General features: G+C 59.5%; 25 protein-coding genes. 9 read left to right on the top strand and 16 right to left on the bottom strand.

Annotated elements, in window-relative coordinates:
* Positions 1-32 precede the first annotated feature (32 nt).
* From AC1RR7_RS25125 to AC1RR7_RS25095, 7 genes are all read right to left on the bottom strand, one after another.
* On the bottom strand, positions 33-3,677 hold the full coding sequence (locus AC1RR7_RS25125; protein ID WP_493158656.1) for a transporter substrate-binding domain-containing protein: 3,645 nt from the start codon (positions 3,675-3,677) through the stop codon (positions 33-35).
* Positions 3,678-3,685: 8 nt separating this feature from the next.
* Positions 3,686-4,312 carry a response regulator transcription factor gene (locus tag AC1RR7_RS25120; RefSeq protein ID WP_096821086.1) on the bottom strand — a complete coding sequence of 209 codons (627 nt, stop codon included), beginning with the start codon at positions 4,310-4,312 and terminating at the stop codon, positions 3,686-3,688.
* Between the two features lie 393 nt (positions 4,313-4,705).
* Positions 4,706-6,034 carry a deoxyguanosinetriphosphate triphosphohydrolase gene (locus AC1RR7_RS25115; RefSeq protein WP_102620437.1) on the bottom strand — a complete coding sequence of 443 codons (1,329 nt, stop codon included), beginning with the start codon at positions 6,032-6,034 and terminating at the stop codon, positions 4,706-4,708.
* Between the two features lie 68 nt (positions 6,035-6,102).
* Positions 6,103-7,266 (bottom strand): EAL domain-containing protein, encoded by a 1,164-nt coding sequence (locus AC1RR7_RS25110; RefSeq protein WP_493158655.1) that lies wholly within the window; start codon positions 7,264-7,266, stop codon positions 6,103-6,105.
* A 124-nt stretch (positions 7,267-7,390) separates the two neighbouring features.
* The gene (locus AC1RR7_RS25105; RefSeq protein WP_096821089.1) at positions 7,391-7,729 is read right to left on the bottom strand and encodes a hypothetical protein; all 339 of its coding nucleotides are present in this window, start codon (positions 7,727-7,729) and stop codon (positions 7,391-7,393) included.
* The gene (locus AC1RR7_RS25100) at positions 7,726-8,112 is read right to left on the bottom strand and encodes a phage holin family protein (RefSeq protein WP_096821090.1); all 387 of its coding nucleotides are present in this window, start codon (positions 8,110-8,112) and stop codon (positions 7,726-7,728) included. Before AC1RR7_RS25100 ends, AC1RR7_RS25105 begins: the two co-directional genes overlap by 4 nt.
* Before the next feature lie 2 nt (positions 8,113-8,114).
* Positions 8,115-8,429 carry an ElaB/YgaM/YqjD family protein gene (locus AC1RR7_RS25095; protein ID WP_085710739.1) on the bottom strand — a complete coding sequence of 105 codons (315 nt, stop codon included), beginning with the start codon at positions 8,427-8,429 and terminating at the stop codon, positions 8,115-8,117.
* 316 nt (positions 8,430-8,745) lie between these two features.
* Between AC1RR7_RS25095 and AC1RR7_RS25090 the strand changes: the two genes are divergently transcribed.
* A complete protein-coding gene (locus tag AC1RR7_RS25090; RefSeq protein WP_096821150.1) occupies positions 8,746-9,954 on the top strand; it encodes an ammonium transporter in 1,209 nt (402 codons plus the stop codon).
* On the opposite strand, the gene AC1RR7_RS25085 is transcribed toward AC1RR7_RS25090, so the two are convergent.
* The gene (locus AC1RR7_RS25085) at positions 9,951-11,663 is read right to left on the bottom strand and encodes a cation:proton antiporter (protein WP_493158654.1); all 1,713 of its coding nucleotides are present in this window, start codon (positions 11,661-11,663) and stop codon (positions 9,951-9,953) included. The two genes, AC1RR7_RS25090 and AC1RR7_RS25085, sit on opposite strands and share 4 nt — an antisense overlap.
* A gap of 202 nt (positions 11,664-11,865) precedes the next feature.
* On the opposite strand from AC1RR7_RS25085, the gene AC1RR7_RS25080 reads away from it, so the two are divergent.
* The 3 genes from AC1RR7_RS25080 to AC1RR7_RS25070 all read left to right on the top strand — a co-directional run bounded on the left by AC1RR7_RS25080 (position 11,866) and on the right by AC1RR7_RS25070 (position 13,555).
* The gene (locus tag AC1RR7_RS25080) at positions 11,866-12,102 is read left to right on the top strand and encodes a glutaredoxin family protein (protein ID WP_007955734.1); all 237 of its coding nucleotides are present in this window, start codon (positions 11,866-11,868) and stop codon (positions 12,100-12,102) included.
* Between the two features lie 172 nt (positions 12,103-12,274).
* The gene (locus AC1RR7_RS25075; RefSeq protein ID WP_085730606.1) at positions 12,275-12,592 is read left to right on the top strand and encodes a transcriptional regulator; all 318 of its coding nucleotides are present in this window, start codon (positions 12,275-12,277) and stop codon (positions 12,590-12,592) included.
* A gap of 69 nt (positions 12,593-12,661) precedes the next feature.
* Positions 12,662-13,555: a pseudouridine synthase gene (locus AC1RR7_RS25070; protein ID WP_102620435.1), complete on the top strand. Its 894-nt coding sequence runs from the start codon at positions 12,662-12,664 to the stop codon at positions 13,553-13,555.
* A 74-nt stretch (positions 13,556-13,629) separates the two neighbouring features.
* On the opposite strand, the gene AC1RR7_RS25065 is transcribed toward AC1RR7_RS25070, so the two are convergent.
* Both AC1RR7_RS25065 and mobA read right to left on the bottom strand, forming a co-directional pair.
* Positions 13,630-13,851, bottom strand: coding sequence for a YgdI/YgdR family lipoprotein (locus AC1RR7_RS25065; RefSeq protein ID WP_085710733.1), 222 nt, complete (start codon positions 13,849-13,851; stop codon positions 13,630-13,632).
* A 78-nt stretch (positions 13,852-13,929) separates the two neighbouring features.
* A complete protein-coding gene (gene mobA / locus AC1RR7_RS25060; RefSeq protein WP_102620434.1) occupies positions 13,930-14,532 on the bottom strand; it encodes a molybdenum cofactor guanylyltransferase MobA in 603 nt (200 codons plus the stop codon).
* Between the two features lie 81 nt (positions 14,533-14,613).
* Here mobA and moaB point away from each other — a divergent pair, with 81 nt between their 5' ends.
* On the top strand, positions 14,614-15,153 hold the full coding sequence (gene moaB / locus AC1RR7_RS25055; protein ID WP_096821094.1) for a molybdenum cofactor biosynthesis protein B: 540 nt from the start codon (positions 14,614-14,616) through the stop codon (positions 15,151-15,153).
* Positions 15,137-16,363, top strand: coding sequence for a molybdopterin molybdotransferase MoeA (locus AC1RR7_RS25050; RefSeq protein WP_102620433.1), 1,227 nt, complete (start codon positions 15,137-15,139; stop codon positions 16,361-16,363). Before moaB ends, AC1RR7_RS25050 begins: the two co-directional genes overlap by 17 nt.
* Positions 16,364-16,404: 41 nt before the next feature.
* On the opposite strand, the gene AC1RR7_RS25045 is transcribed toward AC1RR7_RS25050, so the two are convergent.
* A complete protein-coding gene (locus AC1RR7_RS25045; protein ID WP_173861321.1) occupies positions 16,405-16,713 on the bottom strand; it encodes a hypothetical protein in 309 nt (102 codons plus the stop codon).
* 314 nt (positions 16,714-17,027) lie between these two features.
* Here AC1RR7_RS25045 and yegS point away from each other — a divergent pair, with 314 nt between their 5' ends.
* Entirely contained in the window at positions 17,028-17,945 is a 918-nt protein-coding gene (yegS, locus tag AC1RR7_RS25040; RefSeq protein WP_096821097.1) for a lipid kinase YegS, read from the top strand.
* On the opposite strand, the gene AC1RR7_RS25035 is transcribed toward yegS, so the two are convergent.
* From AC1RR7_RS25035 to AC1RR7_RS25025, 3 genes are all read right to left on the bottom strand, one after another.
* Positions 17,929-18,588, bottom strand: a complete 660-nt coding sequence (locus AC1RR7_RS25035) for a response regulator (protein ID WP_096821098.1) — start codon at positions 18,586-18,588, stop codon at positions 17,929-17,931. The two genes, yegS and AC1RR7_RS25035, sit on opposite strands and share 17 nt — an antisense overlap.
* A complete protein-coding gene (locus AC1RR7_RS25030) occupies positions 18,585-19,478 on the bottom strand; it encodes a sensor histidine kinase (RefSeq protein WP_096821099.1) in 894 nt (297 codons plus the stop codon). The genes AC1RR7_RS25035 and AC1RR7_RS25030 overlap by 4 nt, the downstream gene beginning before the upstream one ends.
* Before the next feature lie 490 nt (positions 19,479-19,968).
* Complete coding sequence (locus tag AC1RR7_RS25025; RefSeq protein WP_096821100.1) at positions 19,969-20,439, bottom strand: hypothetical protein; 471 nt, start codon at positions 20,437-20,439, stop codon at positions 19,969-19,971.
* A 455-nt stretch (positions 20,440-20,894) separates the two neighbouring features.
* Between AC1RR7_RS25025 and AC1RR7_RS25020 the strand changes: the two genes are divergently transcribed.
* Positions 20,895-21,830 carry a chemotaxis protein CheV gene (locus AC1RR7_RS25020; protein WP_034155209.1) on the top strand — a complete coding sequence of 312 codons (936 nt, stop codon included), beginning with the start codon at positions 20,895-20,897 and terminating at the stop codon, positions 21,828-21,830.
* Between the two features lie 112 nt (positions 21,831-21,942).
* Positions 21,943-22,749, top strand: a complete 807-nt coding sequence (locus AC1RR7_RS25015) for an MOSC domain-containing protein (RefSeq protein ID WP_102620430.1) — start codon at positions 21,943-21,945, stop codon at positions 22,747-22,749.
* Positions 22,750-22,820: 71 nt separating this feature from the next.
* Here AC1RR7_RS25015 and ppnP read toward each other — a convergent pair whose 3' ends face one another.
* Positions 22,821-23,105 carry a pyrimidine/purine nucleoside phosphorylase gene (gene ppnP / locus AC1RR7_RS25010; RefSeq protein ID WP_007940055.1) on the bottom strand — a complete coding sequence of 95 codons (285 nt, stop codon included), beginning with the start codon at positions 23,103-23,105 and terminating at the stop codon, positions 22,821-22,823.
* An 81-nt stretch (positions 23,106-23,186) separates the two neighbouring features.
* Positions 23,187-23,729 (bottom strand): 3'-5' exonuclease, encoded by a 543-nt coding sequence (locus AC1RR7_RS25005; protein ID WP_493158653.1) that lies wholly within the window; start codon positions 23,727-23,729, stop codon positions 23,187-23,189.
* Positions 23,730-23,765 lie beyond the last annotated feature (36 nt).

Here is a 23,765-nt window from a genome sequence, read left to right as displayed (position 1 = left end):
TGGTAAACACACTGCTCAGCGCCCAAGCATAGTTAAGGCCCGTTCATTCTGCTCTGGTCGGTCAGCGTCAGTTGTTGCTCCAGTGCCTTCTCCAGTTCAAGGATGGCGAAGCTGCTCGCCTTGCAGCGGCGTTTGATCTCGTCCACCGGCAACGCTTGCAGGCAGGCCTGTTCCAGAGCGTCGCAACTGTCGATCAGGCGTGACGCCTGGGCAATGCGCGCGGCGCCTTTGATCTTGTGCGCCATCTCGGCCAGAGCCTGGTGATCCCGCCCCGGGGACAACGCCAGCAGATCCTGACGGTCAAGCCGACTGCTGTTGAGCAGTTCGGTCAGCAGTCGGCGGGTCTGAGCGGGGTTTCCTCCTGTCAGGGCGTGCAACCCTTGCAGATTGAACGCAGGCGAAATGAGCGCTGGCTGGACACTGTCGACCCATTGGCTCAAGACACTCAGGCTCAGTGGTTTGAACAGGCACTCGTTCATGCCGGCCTGCTTGCAGCGAAGCACCTCTTCCGGTTGGGCATTGGCGGTAAACCCCAGCACGGTGCAAGGGGGGCGCTGCGTGAGTCGTTCGTGGCGCCGGATCGCTCGGGTCAGCTCATAGCCATTCATGACGGGCATGTTGCAATCGGCGATGACCAGATCGAATGCACCGTTTTTCCATTGTTCCAGTGCGCTCTGGCCTTCTTCGGCGATGCTGAAGTGGTGCCCCAGGAACTCGAGTTGCTGACACATCAGCAGGCGATTGGCCGGATGATCGTCGACCACCAGAACGTTCAGCGGGACAAGGGCGGTCTGGATCTGTGGTTCGTGTTTTCGGCCTGTCACTTCCGCGGGCAGGATAGCCAGCGGCAGCGACACACTTACCTGTGTACCGATCCCGGGCTGGCTACTCAATTGCAACTGACCTCCCATCATCTCGCACAGGCTGCGGCTGATGACCAGTCCCAGCCCTGCGCCACTGATTGCCCGATCCCTGCCTTGGCAGGCCTGGGCGAAAGGTTCGAACAGCCGTTGCTGATCCTCGGCAGAGATGCCGATGCCGCTGTCCTGAACCGTCAGTTGTACCTGCGAGCAATCAGGAACAACGCTGGCCAGCAGGTGCAGCGTGATCCGGATCTGGCCTTTTTCGGTGAACTTGATGGCATTGCTTATCAGGTTCGACAGCACCTGTTTGAAGCGCAAGGGATCCAGATGTACGTCGACGTTGAGTTCGGGAGGGGAGACGTTCACCACCAGCGTCAGCCGTTTCTGCCGGGCCAGGCCTTCGAAGATCCGGACCACCGAGGCGATGGTATCGATGAGGTTGACCCGCTCGGGGCTCAGGCTCAGGCGCCCGGACTCGATCCGGGCGATATCCAGAATGTCGCCGATCAGCCCCAGCAGATCCTTGGCCGAACTGTAGGCGGTTTCGATGCTGGAGCGGTCCGGATGCACTTTGTCCATGCGCTTGAGTGTCAGTTCGAGCATGCCGATGACCGCGTTCATCGGTGTACGTATTTCGTGGCTCATGGTCGCCAGGAAAGTACTCTTGGCCCGGTTGGCATCATCCGCCCGTTTCTTGGCAGTACGAAGTTCGTCGAGCAGCTCGTGACGTTCACTGATGTCGATCCAGCCGCCGATGATCCCCTGGACATCGCCGCCGGAGTCGCGGTAAGGCAGGATCCAGTGATAAATCGTCAGGCGCCGGTTGCCGATATGCAACGGGCGGTCGAGCACCAGCGGCCTGCCCTCGGTCACCACCCGTTGATAGTCGGCCTGATAGGCGCGGGCTTCGAAGGCATTGCTCAGGGCGCCTTCCATTACATTCTTGCCGATGACGTCTTCGCGCCGGGCATTGAAGGCTTCGAGGTAACTGTCGTTGCAGCTTTGCAGCAGGCCCTGTCGATCTCGCACATAGATCGGGTGGGGCGTGCCATTGACCAGCGAACGCATGAACTCCAGTTGATCGTTCAAGGCGCGTTCGGCCGATTGGCGCTGTTTGATCTGGCGACGCATGTAGGCATTCCAGAGCATCGACAGCAGCAAGAGCAGGCTGGCGCCCCCGATCACCTGATAGAACAAGCGTCGATACTGATGCCAGGTGCCTTGCGACAGGCTGGAGTAGCCCCGCCAGCGACCGTTGATGATGCCCAGTTCTTCGGGCGTTATGCTCATCAGCGTCTTGTCGATGATCGAGCCCAGTTCCGTGTTGTCCCGGGCGGTTGCCAGGGAAAAGGCTGCCTGTCGTGTGCCGATGGTGGTGGTGATCTGCAAGGGCTGTTCGAAGATGTGTGAGGCGATGAAATAGTTGGCGATCACCAGCGAGTTCACCGCGCCCTCGACCTGACCTTCGTCGAGCAATGCCACCGCACTGAAGGTGTCCGGGGTTTCGATCAACTGGATGTAAGGAAACTCGCGGCGCAGGTACTCGATCATCGGGTTGCCCTGGGCGATGGCCAGACGCTTGCGCTTGAGCTGGCCCAGGTGCGTCGGACTGTCGGCAGCCTTCCGAGTCAGCAGGACGTAGGAGTTTTCAAGGTAGGGGCGGCTGAACTTGAGCGTTTCCTCGCGCAGGGCGGTTGGCAGCAGGGCGGCGATCAGGTCGGCCTGATGGTTTTCTATCTGCTTGATCATCTCGGCATCGCTGCGGCTGCGGCGGACTTCGAAGCGCAGGCCGGTGCGCAAGCGGATGAGTTCGAGCAGGTCGGCGCTGATGCCGCGAAAGTTGCCATCGGTATCAAAGAAGCTCAGGGGCGCAAAGGCCTCGTTGACGACCACGCTCACCACCGGGTGTTTTTTCAGCCATTGTTCTTCGCGATGGGTCAGTTGCAGTTTCTGATCGGTCAGCAAGGTATCGCTGCCGGCACTCCAGCGTTTGGCGATGTTTTCCCGCTCGCTGCCCGGGACGGCCTTGAGCACGCTATCGATGATGCCCAGCAGTTGAGGATTGTCGCGGCGAACGGCAAAGCTGAAACCGTGGGCCTCGTGCTTGCCGAAATTGGCCATGCGGATGTTGTTCAGATACCCCTTGCTGATCATGTAGTGGGTGGAAATGGTGTCGCCGAGAAACACGTCCGCCTGATCGAAAGCAACCGCGTTGATTGCGTTCTGGTACGACGGATAGGACGTGATGAGGGCCTTGGGGTACAGGGCCTTGACCTCGTCCAGCGGCAGATAGTGATACAGCATGCTCAGCCGCAGGCCGGCCAGGCCATCGGTCAGTGAGCGGGTTTCAACGACGCGGGTGACCAGTACCGGTTGATCGATGGCGTAAGGGCTGGACAGCACGATGTCGGCGTTTTCCGCCTCCAGCCCGTTGGACGTACCGAGCATGTCGATGCTGCCATCGATCAATGCCCGAATCGCGGCGTCCCGTGTGGCAAAGCGCTTGACCTTGACCGGAAGACGGGTTGTCTGGCCAATGAGCCCGGCATAATCGGCCGTGAAACCTTCGTAGTCGCGGCCACTGGCGGTCATGTCAAAAGGCGGATAGTCGGGAGCGGACGTGCCCAGAATCAACTCGTTGCGATTGTGCAGCCAGTCCCGTTGCGAATGTTCAAGCAGGACCGGCAGCAACTTGTCGGACGAACGACTGAGCAGGGCCAGGTCTTGTGAAGTGACGGGCGTGGCTGTTGCATGAGCACTTAAGCCAAGGCATGCACTCAATACAATCAGACAGGTTTTCAAGCGACTGGGCATGTTGGCTCTCACACGAGTGCGTTACGTTTGGCCATTTCGATAAGTTCTACAAGGGATTTGGCTTTGAGTTTCTGCATCAGGCGTTTTTTATAAGTGCTGACGGTCTTGTTGCTGAGGAACATGCCTTTGGCAATTTCCTTGTTTGTGCGACCTTGGGCAAATAGTTGCAATACCATTAATTCCCGGTCGTTGACGGCTTTGAATAGTTCCAGTTCCGTGTAACGCACATCGTCGCTGCGAACCGGGTTCAGTGCCTGACTGGGAAAATAGTTGTAACCGGATAGAACAGCCTTGATGGCACTGACCAGTTCGCTGAGGTCTTCCTGTTTGCAGACATAACCCGACGCGCCGGACTGCATGCAACGAATGCCGAACAATGTCGGGCACTGTGCGGTCAGGACCAGTGTCTTGAACGGCGAGCTCATGGCATTGAAGCGGGCAAGGACTTCCAGGCCGTCAAGCTTCGGAATACTGATGTCGAGGATGATCAGGTCAGGCGCGCATTCGCGGACCATTTGCATGGCATCGACCCCGTTATCGGTTTCACCGACGACTTTGTAGCCTTCATGTTCCAACAGCATTCGAACGGCAAGACGGATAACCGGGTGATCATCGACGATAAAAACGGAGTTCATAATAAAGTCCCATGCGAGCGCGAATAAAGGGCGCACCTTAGCTCAGATGGATGAGTGGTCGCATGAACCGACAGTGCCTCAGCGGCAATCTAGGATTATTCCTACATATAAAGAAGAATGAGACTACGCGTGAACTAGTTTTGGCGTAGGTAGAGGGAGTGGCGCGTTAATTGGGTTTCGTCAATGGAGCGCCGTGCATTATTGAAAGGCCTGGCTGTTTAATATTTATAGGATGTTAAGGGGCTTCGGTTTTTTGTTTTAGTGATTCTTCGCAATATTTGGACGATGCATATAAAGAAAAATCGGAACCTGCAACAGACCCTGTCCTGAATCCTGTCTTGTGTGATGCGTGCGCCCGACCGATCAGCGCCTGACCGGTCGGAGCACGAGGTATCATTGGCTGGAGCGGCCTGTCATTTCCAGGGCCATGTCGCTGGCGTAGCTGTCAGTCATGCCCGCGATGAAATCGATCATGCGCAGGAACGATGCGTGCAACGGGCCGTGCGGATCCGGTGCATTGTTGCCCAGCAAGTCGAGGATTCGGCGGCTCTTGAACGACGGCGTACGGCCGTTGTGCTGTTCCAGGGCCGCGCCGCAGAACGCGTTGAGCAGAATTTCCAGTGTCGTGTAGGCACCAATCTCGTGCAGCGTCTTGCGCTTGTCCTGGAAGATCTTTCGGCGGGCGATGTCCTTGGCGTTCAAGACGCAACGTTTGGCCGGGCCATGCATGTGCTCCACGAGGTCCCCGTGCAGCGTTCCCGCCAGCAGTGCGTCCTGTTGCTCGACGAAGGCCCGGGCGGCGGCGTTGGTCAGGTGCTCGATGGCCTTGCCCCGCAGGATCGCCAGTTTGCGCCGGCGCGAATCCTGAGGGCCCAGCAGGCGATAGGTTTCCGGCAGATCGTCGCCGACCAGACCCAGCAGCAGCGACTCGACCTCGGCGTAGTCCAGCAGCTCCATCTCCAGGCCATCTTCCAGATCGATCAGCGCATAGCAGATGTCATCCGCGGCCTCCATCAGATACACCAGTGGATGGCGTGCCCAGCGCTGCTCTTCGAGTTGCGGCAGGCCCAGTTTGTGGGCGATCTGTTCCAGCAGTGGCAACTCGCTCTGATAGCAACCGAACTTGTGTTTCTTGTAGCCCAGGGAGTCGGCGTGACGCGCGGTCCACGGGTACTTCAGATAGGTGCCGAGGGTCGCATAGGTCAACCGGGTGCCGCCGTCGAACTGGTGATATTCCAGTTGCGTGAGGACCCGGAAGCCTTGGGCATTGCCTTCGAAGTTCAGGAAATCACCGCGCTCGGCGTCACTCATCGCATCCAGCCAGCCGCGCCCGGCAGCCTGCTGGAACCAGTGACGAATGGCGTCTTCGCCGGAATGGCCGAACGGCGGGTTACCGATGTCGTGGGCCAGGCAGGCGGACTGAACGACCATGCCCAGATCGCTCGGCTCGCACCACTCGGGCAGATCGCGACGCAGGGTTTCACCGACGCGCATGCCCAGCGAACGACCGACGCAACTGACTTCCAGCGAGTGGGTCAGACGCGTGTGGATGTGGTCGTTGCTCGACACAGGGTGCACCTGGGTCTTGCGGCCGAGGCGGCGGAAGGCGCCAGAGAAAATGATGCGGTCATGGTCTTTGTGGAACGGGCTGCGGCCGAGTTCCTGCGGACTGTGCAGCGGCTTGCCGAGACGTTCGCGGTTGAGCAGGGTTTGCCAATCCAAGGCTGATTCTCTCCGTCGGGTGACTGGTGCCCTAGCTTCCCGGTTCGAGCGAGTGTCTGCAAGCGCAACTACAGTCCGGCAGCGTCAATGTCGATCAACAGCAAGCGTTCGCCATTGTCGAAGAATTGCCCGGCGGTCAGGCAATACTGGTTGCTGGTGGCATCGCGGTAGGTGTTGGAAAGCGTCAGCCGCCGTTCTTCCCAGCCTTCGGCCAGCAGGTGGTAGAAATAGGGGCGCCACGACCAGTTGTGGCCCAGGTAGCGATTGTCGGCGACCCAGCCGCTTTGGCGCCATTCCAGATTCGGGGTCAATTGCGTGCCCTGGCGGTCGCACTGATAAAACCGCAGCAACCACGGAAAGGCATCGAGTTGCGGCAAGGCGCTGAGCGGCGCGCGAGCCTGGGCCCAGGTCTGCAGGATCGTCATCAACTCGCCGAGCTGTTGGCGCATCGACATCAACTTGCCGCGCTCAGTGAGTTTCTGCTTCACATAGGACTGGCGCAGTTCAGCGAAGCGCTGGACGAACGCATCCGTCGCAAAGAAAGCCTCCTGCGCCCGGGCGAACAGAAAACCCTGCACGTAGCGTGAGCCACACTCCAGCGCGAAATTCAGCTGCGCTTCGGTCTCCACGCCTTCAGCGATGATCCAGCAGCCGGTTTTTTCCGCCATCTGTGCCAGCGCCTTGACCACATCGCTGCTGGGCCCGCCGAGCGCGGCGGCCTGGAACAGGCGCATGTCGAGCTTGAGGATGTCCGGTTGCAATGCGAGCACACGATCAAGTTGTGAGTATCCAGCGCCGAAATCGTCGATGGCGATTCGCGCCCCGGCATCGCGATAGCGCGCGACCACTTCAGACAGGCGTTGACTGTTGCCGCCGAGCTCGGTGATCTCGAAGACAATCCGCTGCGGGTCGACGCCATGCCGGGCGAGTTGTTTGAGGCTCGGCAGCGCCTGGTCGGCGCGCAGACGGCTGATCCAGCGCGGCGACATGTTCAGGCTGAGAAACCAGTCCGGTGGCGCTTCGTGCAATCGGCTCAGCGCATTGTCGCGAACCTGCCGGTCGAGTCGGCGCAACGCGGTGGCTGGCGTTCGTGGATCGGCGAACAGCGGCCCGACCGATGTCAGTTGCCCTTGCGCCTGGCGCAGGCGGCCCAGCGCTTCGACGCCTGCAATGCGTCCGGTGGCGGTATCGATGAAAGGCTGAAAGCAGGCGAGCGGTTGCCCGTCGATCACGGGGCCTCCTTGGTCGTTGTTGTTCGGGTGGGACCCTGCCGGCCGGATAGACGAGCGGGATTGAATCTCCGGATGGAGAGATTCAATCCCGCCAGCACTGCAAGAATGCAGCCAGATGTGCAGCTCAGCGCTTGCTGGTGTTCTGCATGACCAGTTTGATCAGCGGAGCGAGGCTGGTGCCGAGACGGATCAACCGACTCAGACCGCCGACGCCCCCGCTTTTCGCGCCTTTGCCGGTGAGGAAGCCCAGCAGCGTCACGGCCGCCACGCCCCACAACGGCGCGTGCTTGATGCCGAAACCGTCCTGCAGGTTTTGCGTCATGCCGCGCATGCGTTGCAAGGGTTGCAGGACCTGGCCGGCTTCGTGACGGATTTCCTGACGATGCATTTCCATGCGCAGACGGATCAGGGCCTTGCGCATTTCCTGGCGCGAGCTGTTTTGTGGAAGTTCAGGCAGGCTCATGGCAGCAGGCGCTCCCGGTCGTTGGCCAGTTCTTCCAGGGTGCCGTGGAAGGGCGAGGATTCATCGAAGATCGCAGCCTTGAGACGCAGCGCGCAGAAGATCGCCGCCAGGGTGTAGAACACGCACAGGCCGATGATCGCGGCGAGACGATACGTGTCCCAGAACACGATCAGGACGAGGGTCGACAGGCCGACCAGCAACAGCAATGCAAACACCAGCGCCAGGCCTGCAAACAGCAACAGGCTGACGGTGCGTGCCTTCTGCTCCTGCAGTTCGATGCCGAACAGTTCGACATGACTGTGCAACAGACCAAGGACGGCTGCGCCCAGGCGCCGCGTGGAGGAAGTGGTGCCCGAAGTCGGGCCGGATTCACCGATCGACATGATTAGCGCCGCGTGGCCAGCAGGCCAATCAGAAAGCCCACGCCCGCCGCGATACCCACCGATTGCCACGGGTTGGCCGAGACATAATCTTCGGTGGCGGTGACCGCTGCCTGACCGCGCTCGCGCAGGGTGTCTTCGGTCAGTTTCAGGGTTTCCCGTGCGCGCAGCAGACTTTCGTGGATCTGTTCGCGCAACTCATCCGCCTGATCACCGGCCAGCGTGGCGGTGTGTTCCAGCAACCGTTCGGTGTCGCTGACCAGGGTCTGGAAGTCGTTCATCAGGATTTCTTGAGCAGTCTTTGCCTTGGTGCTGGCCATGGGGAATCTCCGTAAGTGGCTGTCTGAAACGGCTTCTGAAACTTTCGAGTATGAGCCTTGCGTGAAGGTTCAGTACAAATGACTGGTACATCTTTTGCTGTGTCGTGGTGCGTCACCGGACAGCAGTGCGCTGTTGCCGGGCGCGAAGCCGGGAAATCATAGCCCGGATGACACGGGTTCATATCAGGACATCGACCTTGTGCGCCAAAGCGGTTCGCCGGACCAGTGGATCGGTGACTGCGCGGTCGCAACTTGGTGCATGAAATGTCTGCATGAACCGCTTTGGTGCCTTTTTCAGCCTTGGGTCTGCCTCTTCATGGAAAATCTGCAAAGCGCTGTGGATACGCTCGTTCATAGTTCCAACACGTTGTTCATTCTGATCGGTGCGGTCATGGTGTTGGCCATGCACGCCGGTTTCGCCTTTCTGGAGGTCGGAACGGTTCGCCAGAAGAATCAGGTCAACGCCTTGTCGAAGATCCTCAGCGACTTCGCGGTGTCGACGCTGGCCTATTTCTTTATAGGCTATTGGATTTCGTACGGGGTGACGTTCCTGCAACCGGCGGCGGTGCTCAGCGCCGATCATGGTTACGGGCTGGTGAAGTTTTTCTTCCTGCTGACCTTTGCGGCAGCGATTCCGGCGATCATTTCCGGAGGCATCGCCGAGCGGGCACGGTTCGTTCCGCAATTGTGCGCGACGGCGCTGATCGTGGCGTTCATCTATCCGTTTTTCGAGGGCATGATCTGGAACGGCAACTTCGGTCTGCAAGCCTGGCTGGCGGCGCGGTTCGGTGCATCCTTCCATGACTTCGCCGGCTCCGTGGTGGTTCACGCCATGGGCGGCTGGCTGGCGCTGGCGGCGGTGCTGTTGCTGGGGCCGCGCAATGGGCGCTATCGCGATGGCCGGCTGGTGGCGTTCGCGCCGTCGAGCATTCCGTTTCTGGCGCTGGGCTCGTGGATCCTGATCGTCGGCTGGTTTGGCTTCAACGTGATGAGCGCGCAAACCCTGCAAGGCGTCAGTGGTCTGGTGGCGGTCAATTCGTTGATGGCGATGGTGGGCGGTACCGTGGCGGCGTTGATCGTCGGGCGCAATGACCCGGGCTTTCTGCACAACGGTCCGTTGGCCGGTCTGGTGGCGGTGTGTGCCGGCTCCGACCTGATGCATCCGGTGGGCGCGCTGGTGACCGGTGCGATTGCCGGTGCCCTGTTTGTCTGGTGCTTCACGGCGGCGCAGGTCAAATGGCGGATCGACGACGTGCTGGGTGTCTGGCCGCTGCACGGTTTGTGTGGCGTGTGGGGTGGCATCGCCTGCGGGATCTTCGGCTCGACCGCGCTGGGCGGGCTCGGTGGCGTCAGCCTGATCAGCCAGTTGATCGGCACGGCGTTGGGCGTGTTGGTGGCGCTGGTCGGTGGCTTCGCCGTCTACGGTTCGATCAAGGCGCTGCATGGTCTGCGCCTGAGTCAGGAACAGGAGTATTACGGCGCTGATCTGTCGCTGCACAAGATTGGCGCGGTAAGTCAGGACTAAGTCTCTTCATCTTTGGCACCCGGGTAGAAGCCATGCAGCAGGCGATAGCGGTCGATGCGCACCCGATCGACTTTCTCCTGCACCTGGTGTGCCGGCAGACCGAGCAGAATCAAGGCATGGGACGCGAGCATCAGGCTTGACTCCAACAGCTCCGGCACCACCTCACTGGCGCCGGCGGCTTTCAGTTCGGCCCACTGACTGTCATCGCGGGTGCGCACCAGAATCGGCACCTTCGAGTTGAGTCGCCGGGCTTCCTTGAGCACCCGCAACGCCACATCGCTTTTATCCACGGCAATCACCAGCAGCCTGGCGCGCAGCAAACCGACGGCAGTCAGCAGGTCGCCGCGTGCCGAGTCGCCGTAATGCACGTCGCGTTCGACGGTGGCGGCCTCCTGTATACGTACGGGGTCGTTATCCAGGGCGATGTAAGGTTGCCCGGCATTGCGCATGAAGCGTCCGATCGACTGACCGACACGGCCGTAACCGCAGATCACTACATGCTGATCGAGTCCGGCATTGAGGGCGCTGATGTGCTCGATCTGTGCTTCCTGATTGGGTTTGCGGTGCAGGGCGGCGGCGATACGCGGTGCTGCACGCAACATCAGCGGCGTCAGCAGCATCGAGCAGAATGTAGCAGCGAGGAGCAGCGCGCCGAGCTCGGCCGGCATCAGCTGGTTTTGCTGCATCTGCGCCATCAGGGCGAAACAGAACTCGCCACCCTGAGCCAGTGCCAGGCCGCTGCGCCACGCGGTTTCATTGTCGTTGCCGCGCCATTTCACCAGCAGCGCCACCACTGACCCCTTGATTACCAGCAAACCCAGGGTCATGGCGAGTATCAGCAGGCTGTGGCTGGCAAACAATTGCAGGTCGATCAGCATGCCGATGCTGACGAAGAACAGGCCGAGCAGGATGTCGCGGAACGGCCGGATATCGGCTTCGATCTGATGCCGATAATGACTTTCCCCCAGCAGCATGCCGGCCAGGAAGGCGCCGAGGGCAGGGGACAGGCCGAGCAGGTGAGTCAGCCACGCCGTGAGCAACACGATCACCAGCGCCAGCAGCACGAACAGCTCGGCCGAACGCGAGGCCGCCACCTCCTGAAACAGACGTGGCAACAGCCAGCGACTGGCCAGCAGCAAGCCGATGAACAGCACAACCGTTTTGAGCAGTGTCAGCGGCAATGCCCAATACCAGGCCTGATCGCTGCTACCGGCGAAAACGGGTACCAGCGTCAGCAACAACACGGCCACCACATCCTGAAACAACAGGACACCCACGGCGTTCTGGCCGTGGCTGCTGAAGATTTCGCCGAGGCTGCCCAGTTCCTTGGTGACGATCGCCGTGGATGAAAGCGAAAGCCCCGCGCCGAGCAACAGCGCCGGGGTGAGGGGCATGCCCAGCAGCATCAGCACACTTCCCAGCAGCGCCGTGCTGATCAGCACCTGTTGGCTGCCCAGACGGAAAACCACCTGGCGCAGGGCAATCATTTTCGACAGGGAGAATTCCAGCCCCAGCGAAAACAGCAGAAACACCACACCCAGCTCGGCAAGGTCCGGCAGGTGTTCACTTTCGTTGATCCAGTCGAACGCCTTCGGTCCGACCATCAGTCCGACGCACAGGTAGCCCAGCACTGGCGGCAGGCGCAGGCGGCGGAACAGGGCAATCATCACCAGGGACGAGGCAAGAATGATCAACAGATTGGCAAACACAAAACACTCCGGCGGCAGGGTCAGGCTCTTCAAGCGTAGAGGCAAAAAACACCGGAGCATGCTGGAAAACGCATTTGTGCGGACTGATTTGAGTCAGGGTTTTGCGAGGATAAACCCGCTCGATGGCTTGAGGCCTCTGATGGGTCGACGGGTTCACAGGTGAGGCCTAAAATGGCCAATCAAATTTTGGGATTGAACGCGCATGCTTCCTGAATGCCAGTTGTTCGGCACCCTGGGGTGCCATCTGTGTGAAGTCGCTGAAGCCGAGCTGATGCCGTTTGTCGAGCATGGCCTGCTGGTGGAACTGGTGGACATTGCTGACGATGAGTCCTGGTTCGAGGCCTACAGCCTGCGGATTCCTGTGCTGCGCCGGGTCGATACCGGGGCGGAGCTGGGGTGGCCGTTCAGCGCCGATCAGGTTGTGGCATTCCTGCGTTAGCCTTTTCCCTCGACGTTGTTCCGACCTGGCCATTCATCGCGACGGTCATCGATCCTTGGCACTCTCGGGTTTATTCGGTTACTGTATGTTCATACAGTAATTGAGTGGGCTCGTCGTGCTGTGTCCTTTTGGGGCATCAGGCAGGGCAGCCAGGACGTCAGAGGGATGAACCGTGGTCAATGTCGAACAGTTGAAAAGCAGCGTGAACCGGATGTCGGTTGACGTGGTGCGCGAAGCCGTCCACGAATTGCGCCTGGACGGTCTGGTCACGGAAGGCAAGACGCCGTTCAACAAGCTGCATTTCAATACCTGTTTTGCCGAGATCGAGGCGTTGTTCCAGCGCGCCGGATATCACAAGCAACTGGATGTGGTGGGTTATCAGGGCTTGTTGTACGCCTTGTACGATCCGGGCCGCTGGGAGGCCGTCGATGTATTGCGCTGGCTGAAGGAATTCACTGAGGCGGCGGCCCTCAAATCGATTCCCGCCTGATTCTGCGCTAGGTCTGCTGCTCTCTGTGTTGGATAATGCCGCTCTGCTTTAAGGGTTCGAGTTCTCCGTATGTCCAGCACATCTACATTTTCCGCCGCACAGAATCAGGCCAGCACGCTTTATCTGCCTCCCGGCGACTGGCGGACAGTGTTCGATTGTCTGTGTGATCACTTCAGTGCCATCGGACGCGATCAATGGCTGGACCGGATTGCCCGAGGTCGGGTGCTGGATGGTGAAGGCCAGCCAATTGCGCTGGACTTGCCGTACAAGGAAGGCCTGCGCATCCATTATTTTCGCGAAGTGCCGGATGAAAAGCCGATTCCGGTGGTCGAGTCGATTCTCTACGCGGACGAACATCTGGTCGTCGCAGACAAACCTCATTTCCTCCCGGTGACACCGGCAGGGGAGTACGTGGAGCAAACGCTGCTGCGCCGGTTGATTCGCCGACTGGACAATCCGCACCTGGTGCCGCTGCACCGGATTGACCGGCACACCGCCGGGTTGGTGATTTTTTCGGCCAATCCGCAGACGCGCTCGGCGTATCAGTCATTGTTCCCGACACGGCAAATCGAAAAACGCTACGAAGCCATCGCTGCTGCATTGCCGGAGCTGGATTTTCCATTGGTGCACAAGAGCCGCATGGTCGATGGCGAGCCGTTTTTCCGTATGCAGGAAGGCCCAGGTGTCAGCAACACCGAAACGGCAGTGGAAGTGCGGGAAAAGAACGGTGACCTCTGGCGCTACGGCCTGTATCCGGTGACCGGCAAGAAACACCAGTTGCGGGTGCATATGACGTCGCTGGGCGCCAGCATCTGTAACGATCCGTTCTATCCCGAGGTGCTGAAGGACGTTGAGGATGATTACGCCAAACCGCTCAAGCTTCTGGCGCAGGGTTTGCGGTTCATCGATCCGGTCACGGGTCAGGCGCGTGAATTTGAAAGCCGGATCACGCTGGACTGGTGATCCATAGCGCAATCCACTTTCAACCGCCCACGAAAAAGCCCGCAAAATGCGGGCTTTTTTGTATCTGGCGTCGCTTACAGCTCTTTAACGGTGCGAACCTGATCTTTGTTGATGCGAGTCTGCTTGCCGTCCAGTTGTTCGAATTCGTAGAAGCCCGAATCCTTGTCGTATTTAGGCGAGTCGACGGCCTGGATTTCGCGACCGTCATTCAAGGTGATCACAGTTGGCGAAGCGCAACCGGCGAGGGTGGCCAGGCCCAGTGCGAGCATGAAAGTGGCGAGAGTCCGTTGAGTCATGTGTTTGTCTCCGAAGGGAATTCTTTTGGTTACTGAGCTTGTAGACGTATACAAGGCGTGAGAGTTCCTTGAACGCGGTCAGTCTGACACAGTGTTATGAGAGCTTAACAGTTCCGGGGTATTGAGATTGGCCAGCCGTGGGTCGTTGTCCGGGCAAATCAGGGCCTGGGCGCCAAGGCTGCGCATGAGCCGGCCAGGACTGCGCTCCCCCTCGTGCCAGGCCTCTTCGAATGCGGGCAAAAGCGCCACGGGAATCACGCAAAGCAGCGGTTCCCAGTGCTCGTCGTGACGCAGCATCAGAGGATTTTCAGGGTGCAGGCTGGCGGCCTCGCGCATGCTCTGCAACAAGGGAAGGTCGATTCGCGGTACGTCGCATGGCAACACCAGCAGATGCGTATGGCGGGCGGCTCGCAAACCTGCACGAATACCGGCCAATGGTCCGGGAAAATCTTCCTCGTCATCCGAGACCAATTGATCGGCAAAGGGTGCATAGCGTTCGCGATTGCGGTTGCAGGAAATGATCAGGTCGTCGGTCAGCGGACGAACCTTGCGCTGCAAATGAGCGATCAGTGGTTCCCCGTGCCATTCGATCAGCCCCTTGTCCTGACCGCCCATGCGCTGGCCTCGTCCACCGGCCAGCAACAGGACGGAACAGGGCGGCAATCGGGTATTGGAAGTCATGGCAACTCTCCGCAGGTTCGGCGAAAAAAGGGGGCGCTGTGATATAACACCGGGCTGTTTCTCCTACAACTGGATGAGCCTATGAAAGCCAAGGCTGATGTACCTTTCGCACCGCTCAATATCGCGGTACTGACGGTCAGCGACACCCGCACTCTGGAAACCGATACCTCCGGCCAGGTCTTCGTCGACCGTTTGACGGCTGCCGGCCACAACCTGGCGGAGCGGGTATTGCTCAAAGATGACCTGTACAAAATCCGTGCGCAAGTCGCCCACTGGATTGCCGAAGACGTCGTGCAAGTGGTGCTGATCACCGGGGGCACTGGCTTCACCGGGCGCGACAGTACACCCGAAGCCGTTGGGTGCCTGCTGGACAAGCAAGTCGATGGTTTTGGTGAGCTGTTCCGCCAGATCTCGGTTGCCGACATCGGCACCTCCACTGTGCAGTCCCGTGCCCTGGCAGGGTTGGCCAACGGTACGCTGGTCTGCTGTCTGCCGGGTTCGACCAACGCGGTACGTACCGGTTGGGATGGCATCCTGGCTGAACAACTGGATTCGCGGCACCGCCCGTGCAATTTCGTCCCTCATCTGAAACAGGCGGCTCCCTGTGAATCCCGCGGGTAAGCCTGGCAAGACCGGCAGCCTGATGCCGGTCGAGGTGGCCCTGGCGCGTCTGCTGGACATGGCTGACGCCTCGCGGATTGTCGAATCCGAGTATCTGCCACTGGCGCAGGTCGAGGGGCGCGTGTTGGCGCAGGATCTGGTTTCGACACTGGATCTGCCGCCATGGCCCAACAGTGCCATGGACGGTTATGCCTTGAACCTGGCCGACTGGACCGGTGAGCCAATGCCGGTCAGCCAGAAGATTTTTGCCGGTCAGTCGCCTGAACCGCTGGAGCCGGGCACCTGCGCCCGCATCTTTACGGGCGCACCCGTTCCGCCGGGCGCCGATTGCGTCGAGATGCAGGAAAACGCGGTGATCGAGGCCGACGAACGAGTGCGGTTCATCGAGACCATGGTGTCCGGACAGAACATCCGCCCGCAGGGGCAGGAAACCACCGTGGGCGAGTTGATCCTGTCCGCGGGAACCCGGCTCGGTCCGATCGAGCAAGGGCTGGCCGCGTCTTTGGGCTGCGCCGGTCTTGACGTGGTCCGCCAGATCCGCGTGGCAGTGCTGTCCACCGGCGATGAGTTGGTCGAACCGGGAACGGCACTGGGCCCGGGACAGATTTACAACAGCAACCGGGTGGTGCTGTGCAGCTGGCTGCAGCGTTTGGGCTGTGAAGTGCTGGATGCCGGTATTCTTCCGGATGACTTGCCCACCACCCGCGCACGTCTTGGGGAACTCAAAGAGGCCGACCTGATACTGTCGACCGGTGGCGTATCGGTTGGTGAAGCGGATTTTCTCGGTGTTGCACTGAGGGAAGAGGGTGAGCTGACACTGTGGAAGCTGGCGATCAAACCCGGGAAGCCTTTGACTGTTGGTCATTTCCGTGGTGTTCCGGTCATCGGCCTGCCCGGCAACCCGGCGTCGACCCTGGTGACGTTTGCCTTGTTGACCAAGCCCTATCTGCTGCGTCGTCAGGGTGTGCAGGATGTCGAGCCACTCAAGTTTCCAGTCCCGGCTGGATTCGTCTGGCCCCAGGCCGGCAATCGGCGTGAATTCCTGCGGGGGCGCCTGGAACAGGGACAGGCAACGATCTACCGAAACCAGAGCTCGGGCGTTCTGCGTAGCGCCGCCTGGGCTGATGGATTGGTGGAGGTGCAGGAGGGGCGCACCCTGACCCAGGGAGATATGGTGCCTTTCATTCCCCTGAGTGAACTTCTCGGCTGATCATTGAAATGCAGGCTCGTGTGGGCCTGCATTTCAGTCCGTCAGCGGCTGATCAGTGCAACGAGCTGATCGAAGCGACTATTGGCAACCCAGCCCAACAATCCAAGAACCACCGCTGTGGCACCTGCGGAGTAGGCGAGACGGTGCTTGATGGCTTTGACGTCTCCTCTTACTTCGTCCATGTCACGGCGGATGTATTTGAGGTGGGTTTCCAGCTCGGTGACACGAGGTTCCATAACGGTTTCTCCAGTGTTTTTGGCACAGCTGTTGAATTCGGCCCTTTGACTGGCACGACTGTCGGAGAGGGGAGCAACCGGGCCCAATGGCATTCTTGCTTCATGGCTGTGCATGCAAATTCCCGCCTGCTGCCATGAGTTTCTGCCGGCAGAAACGGCTACTCGAATGATCGAAAGTCCTGATGATGTATTGACTCATTACCTGCACATCCTTGTGTGATCGGGTTGAAGATTGTTGCCACCGACACACGGTGTACCAATGGCCAGGACGGGTCAATTGAGCCGATTCCTTACATTCCGTACGAAAAAATACCGCCTTGTAGGACGCGTGAAAGGGGGGGCTGGAAATACTTGGGATTGCCGCGGCTCTTTTGCGTGCCGTGAGGGTCAAGATGTCCCGAACCGATTCAATTCCGGGAGTGACCAAAATGAGTGAACGCAGGGCATTGTTGATTCTGCATGGCAAGCAGGCACTCAACGAAGCGGTTCGCGCCGCTGTTGAACGCAAACGCGGACAGGGCTGGGAATTGGCGGTGCGCCTGACCTGGGAAGCCGGCGATGCCCAGCGTCTGGTCGAAGAAGCGCTGGCTGCCGGATTCGGGCAAATCATTGCTGGCGGTGGCGATGGTACCTTGCGCGATATCGCCGAGGCCCTGGCGGCTCACCCGGGCAAGGCCAGTCTGGTGTTGTTGCCACTGGGAACCGCCAACGACTTTTCCCGCGCGGCCGGTGTTCCTCTGGAACCGGATGAGGCACTCGAATTGCTTGATGCGCCTGCCTGTGACATCGATCTGGGGGAGGTGGGCGGGCAGATATTCCTGAACATGGCCACGGGCGGCTTTGGCAGTCAGGTCACCGCCAATACCTCGGAAGATCTGAAAAAGGTGCTGGGGGGCGCGGCCTATCTGTTTACGGGCCTGTCGCGATTCAGTGAGTTGCACGCCGCCTATGGCGAATTGCAGGGGCCGGATTTCCATTGGCGCGGTGAGCTGCTCGCGCTGGGTATCGGCAATGGCCGCCAGGCGGGTGGAGGGCATGTATTGTGCCCAGAGGCACTGGCCGATGACGGCCTGCTGGATATCAGTATCCTGCCGGCACCTCAGGAGCTGGTCGGCACGCTGAAAACCCTGCTCAGCGACGGGTTCGGCATCGACAACATGTTTGTGCGCACGCGTTTGCCGTGGGTCGAAATCAAGGTGGCCGAAGGGCTCTGCATCAATCTTGATGGCGAGCCCCTGGAGGGAGACAGTCTGCGGTTTGCGGCGCGTCCGGCGGCACTGCGTGTGCATTTGCCGGAGAACTCGCCGCTGTTGGGCAGGACGCGGTGCTTCAGTCGTCCAGACTGATGATCTGTTCCCGCACGGCAAACAGCACCAGCCCGGCCACATCGTAGATCTGCAGGCGTTTCATGATCTGCGAGCGGTGGGTTTCCACGGTCTTGATGCTCAGGCCCAGACCATTGGCGATCTCGCGGGTGGACTTGCCGCGCACGATCAGGCGCAGGATTTCCAGCTGGCGCGCTGTCAGGTTATGTGAGTCGGCGACTTCCGGTTGCAGCTTCTGATTGCGGGTCAGTGCCTGATTGATCACCGTGTGGGCGATGGCCGGGCTCAGGTAGCGCTCGTTGTTGCGCAGGGCTTCCAGCGCGTGTTCGAGCTCGGTCGCCGTGGTGTCCTTGAGCAAGTAACCGTGAGCGCCGGATTCCAGTGCCTGCATGATCAGTGCAGGATCGGTGTGCATCGAGAGGATCAGCACTTTGCTGTGCGGACGAACCCGTCTGAGCCGTTGCAACGCTTCGAGGCCGCCGGTTTCTTTCATGGAAATATCCAGCAAGACGATATCGGGGTTCAGTTGCTCGACCATCTCAAGCAACTGCGAGCCGTCATTGGCCTCGCCGATTACCGCATAACCGGGAATATCCAGCACCAGAGCGCGCACGCCGGCTCTGATCAGCGAGTGGTCATCCACCAGAAGTAAGTTACAAGTCAACGCATAACCTTATTCGTACTGGCCCGCTCGAGTGCACGGGGCGCCCAGGGGAATAGTGCTTCGATTTGAGTGCCTTTGCCCGGTTCGCTCGTCACGCTCAGGGTGCCGCCCAGTTGCTCGATCCGTTCGGCCATCCCGGCCATGCCTCGTTGTCCTTCACGACCCGGATTGGCGGCCGGGGCAAAGCCCAGACCGTCATCGCTGATCAGCAGGGTCAAGCCTTGGGGAAGGCGTTGCACGCGGATCAGCAGGTTCTTGGCCTGCGCATGACGCAGGATGTTGGTCACGGCTTCCTGGGTGATGCGGAAGGCGGCGACTGCCATTTCCTCAGGGATGCCGTTCAAACGCTGCTGACAGTCCAGGCTCCAGTGCACCGAGGTGTTGGTCAGTGTCTTGAGCAGATGAGCGCGCAAACTGGCTTCCAGCCCCAGGCTGGTCAGTTGCCGTGGATTGAGAATGGCCGAAACATCGCGAACTTTGTTGAGGGTTTCCTCAAGGGTGTCGCAGAGTGCCGAACACTGTTCCTGCAAGTCGTCCGGCAGCCGTCGCTTGAGCCATTCGCTTTGCAGTTTGGCGGCGGTCAGCAACTGACCAATATCATCGTGCAGTTCACGACTGAGACGGTGACGTTCGTTTTCCTGGACTTCGAGTAATCGGTCGGCCAGTTCCTGAGGCTGGAACTTGATCGATTTACGCGACAGGCGATGCTGGGTAAAGACGCAAGCGGCGGCTGCCAGATTGATCAGCAGCAGGCCAAACGACAGCGGCGCGGACAAACCATAAGTCAGCAGACTGCCCACTGCCGCGCCAATGCAAAGCGTGAGCGTGAACCTGCGCGCGTTTTCTCGGGAGGGTGGCCATGTGGCGATTGACTTGAGGCTGGCGTACATAGCGGATGGAGCCAATGGATGTTCGCTGCGGGCAGACCGGTCAGAGTGGCTGGCGGTCTCTGTCTGAAAATCTGTGGTTCAGGTTGTTGGTTTCAATACGGTTCAGTGATCGATAATTGACTGTCAACTTCGGAGCAGACCGATCATTGAAGTCACTGTGCCATTAAGTGAAAGCAACTAACGCGCGGCATAATACCACTTAACATACCGTTGGTCGCGTTCGCCCTATATGTCCAAAGAGTCAGGAAATACACCATGTTGGACGCGAGTTCCATAATGGAAAAAGTTGAATTATTGGAATCGATAATTATCGATGAAACCTGAAGTTTTCATTTTTCATACACAGGTAAACCCTGACTTCAGCGCTGGGCAGTCTGCATGTTGACGCGTAATTATTTATTTGAGGATGTCGCTGGCAGGCATGAGTTATTCAATTGCGACATTCGATGGCTCGAACTAACGGGCTGCAATGGGCCCGGCGTGCACTCGATTACGCTTGCCGCTCCGAATAGGACACGAGAGACAAGGGCTTGGCACTGAGCGGCGGTTGAAACTGGCTCTGACCCACCTGGAAGGCGAACGCTTCGATGAGGGACGTCTGCTCGCTTTCGTCCAGGCTCAACTGGCCGGTGCTCTGGTCGACCAGTTCAAGTTGCCAGGCCATCAAGGTGAAGCAATCTTTCAGGGCGTCGAGCGCCTGGGCATGCAGGTCGACATGATCCTGCGTCTGAGTGAGCAGGCCATGCAGGTGCAGACAGAACTCGGACACGGCCACCAATGCAAGGGCATCGGCCTTGTTCGCCAGTTTGAGCAGGGTGCTGAGCATGCAGTCGATGGCGTCCTTGTCATTGCTGATCAGTTGCAAATGACTCAGGCACTCTTCGGACTTGGCCAGGAGCGTTTCAGCCTCGACAAGAAATTCGGGGAAGCGCTGCGCCCACTCTTTACGGTCGTTCGGCATGCTTATCTCCACAACGTCATGTCTGATGAGCGAATGTCGTGTGTGTCGACGATCATGAACCGTCGTGAGATCGCGCCCTGCAGTGCCGAGGAGGCTTGTGCCGGGGGTTTCGAGAGGATGGGGTTCCACTGACCTGCGATCGCACACAAAAGCCTGACTCCGTTCATGCAATGAGAATGGCGTCACATTAATGGCTATTGGATATTGCGAACATCAGGTTGGGCCTGATTGTTACTAGGGGAATCCCTTAGACACGGGAACCTACCGCGCAAACCGAGGTCGCGCCGCAGAGAATGTAGCAGATGAAATCACGGGGCCAGTAAAGCATGATGTTAATGTGACATCAATGCCTTCTCATGGCATTTTGTAGGTGATTTGTATGGGGATCAAGATTGGCCGGAATCAGCCGATAACCCCCTTTAGTGAATTCACCAGAACAAGCCCAGGAGTCATTGATGGCCGGCATTCTCGATACGGTAGACCAACGCACGCAACTGGTGGGTGAGAATCGCCTGGAAATTCTCATGTTCCGGCTGGCCGGGCGCCAATTGTTCGCGATCAACGTGTTCAAGGTTCAGGAAGTCCTGCAACTGCCGAAGCTGACCCTGATGCCTCAGCGTCACCCGTTTGTCTGCGGTGTGGTCAACCTGCGCGGCCAGACCCTGCCGGTAATCGACCTGTCCCAGGCGATCGGCATGCGTCCGCTGGTGCCGGGCCCCAACAGCACGATCATCGTCACCGAGTACAACCGCTCGGTGCAGGCTTTCCTCGTCGGCGGTGTGGATCGCATCGTCAACATGAACTGGGAAGCCATCCTGCCACCGCCGACCAGCGCCGGCCGCCAGCATTACCTGACCGCCATCAGCAAGGTCGACGATCAATTGGTGGAAATCATCGACGTCGAGAAAGTCCTCGCCGAAATCGTCCCGTACAACGCCAAGGTTTCCCGCGACAAACTCGACGATCCGGTCCTGGAGCGCGCCCGTGGCCGCGAAGTGCTGCTGGTGGACGACTCCAATGTTGCACTGTCGCAGTTGCGCGACACCCTCGGCCAGTTGGGCGTGAAGATGCACATCGCCAGCGACGGTCTGAAGGCCCTGAACATGCTCAAGGCCTGGGCCGACACTGGGGTCAACATGACCGACAAGTTGCTGATGATCTTCACCGACGCGGAAATGCCGGAAATGGACGGCTATCGCCTGACCACCGAAATCCGCAACGACCCGCGTCTGCGTGGCCTGTACGTGGTGCTGCACACCTCGCTGTCCGGCAGCTTCAACGACTCGATGGTGAAGAAGGTCGGTTGCGACAACTTCCTCTCCAAGTTCCAGCCGGACAAACTGGTCGACGTGGTGCGCCAGCGCCTGATGCTCGACGAAGTACCGGCCTGATCACAAAGCGGTTGCAGTGGAAGCGAGCAAGTTCGCTTCCTCAATCTCTGGCCTTTGATTCGGCGACCCAGCTCGTATAGGGTGGCGTTTTTCACCCATCAGGGAGCTGGCCATGCTGCGTCTGAGCGCGCTTTATCGTTACCCGTTGAAATCCGGCAAGGGCGAGGTTCTGCAAGGGATCGGCCTGGACAAACTGGGGCTTGAGGGCGATCGACGCTGGATGCTGGTGGACGAGGCCAGCGGGCGTTTCCTGACTCAACGTGCCGAAGCGAAGATGAGCCAGTTGTCGGCGCTGTGGAATGCCGACGGTGGCCTGACCCTCGATGCGCCGGGGCATTCGGCGATTGATATCGCGTTGCCCGGCAACGAAGCCGAACTGCGCGGCGTGACCATCTGGCGTGACACCCTGCGCGTGCCGGATGCCGGCGAAGAAGCGGCCCGCTGGGTCAGCGAATTCATCGGCAAACCGACGCGCCTGGTGCAAGTGCCGCTGGATCGCGCCCGCACGACTGCGGCCGGGTACGGCAACGATGACGATCAGGTGGCGTTCGCCGACGGTTTCCCGCTACTGCTGATTGGTGAGGCGTCGCTGCAACATCTGTCGCAGGAAGTCGGGCGTCCGTTGGAAATGCTGCGGTTCCGGCCGAATCTGGTGATCGAAGGCAGTGAGGCGTATGCCGAGGATGGCTGGAAGCGCATCCGCATCGGTGATGTCGAGTTCCGCGTGGTCAAGTCCTGCTCGCGGTGCATTCTCACCACCATCGACCCGAAAACCGGTGAGCGCAGCACAGACCGCGAACCGCTGGCGACTCTGCAGAAGACCCGCGCCCAGGCCGACGGTGCGATGTTCGGTCAGAACCTGGTCAATGACAGCAACGGTCGACTCGAAGTCGGCATGCCGGTGGAAATCCTCGAGTAATCTGCCCCGAAACGAAAAATGCCCGTGTCCAAGGACACGGGCATTTTTTATTGTCGCAGGAAACCGTGGTTTCAGCCGCGGTATTCGCACAGGTAAGCGGTGTCGACGGCCACTTTCAGCTGGAACTTGCTGTTGGCTGGCACGTTGAACTGGCTGCCTGCAGCGAAAGTTTCCCAGTCACTGCTGTCCGGCAGTTTGACGGTCAGTGCGCCGGACACCACGTGCATGATTTCACGCTGGCTGGTGCCGAATTCGTATTCGCCCGGGGCCATGACGCCGATGGTCGCAGGACCTTCAGCAGTGCCAAAGGCGATCGACTTGACGGTGCCGTCGAAGTACTCGTTGACTTTAAACATGGGCGATTCCTCTCGAAAAGGGCTTAAAAGGGTCAAAAAGGTCGGCCAGTATGCACAAGGCTCAGGGCGCCGTCACCTGCGCTAGAGCGGCAGCACCAGCGGTAATAATCGGGCGGTATTACGCGCATCTTCCAGTGCTCGATGCTGCTGACCGGTGAACTGCATGCCCGCCAGTTGCAGGGCGCCATTGAGTCCCAGAGGCCGTTCGAGGCGTCGGGCCTTGGCAAAGCGTTGTTTGAGGTTCATGTGCGGCACGCGGCTAAGGGCGCTGTCGAGTTGCAGGCGCTGCCATTCCTGAAGCAATTGCTTGCGGTCGTAATCGCCCCAGCTGGCCCAGCCTTCAAGGCGTGTCTGGTGCTGACCGAGCCAGCGCTCGAACGTCGGCCAGACGTCGGTCAGCGGTTGCGCCGCGTCGATGTTGGCCTGAGTGATATGCGTGAGCTCACGACAGAACGGCGTCAGCAGTGGCCGACGCATCGGTTTGACGAAGCGTTGAAAGTGATCCTGCTCGCGACCGGCACGGTCCACCAGGGTGGCGCCAATCTCGATGATCTCCATTTCCGTAACCGGCCAGCCACCTTCATCGGTGGTGGCTTCCAGATCAATGACCAGCCAATGGGGCATCGCAGGGTTCCTGATTTCCGCGTCCTGATTATTCAG

It is taken from the genome of Pseudomonas sp. GW821-FHT11G12 (genome assembly GCF_058808055.1).
The sequence above is the reverse complement of the archived record's forward strand: the minus strand, read 5'-3'. Positions and strand labels throughout refer to the sequence as shown.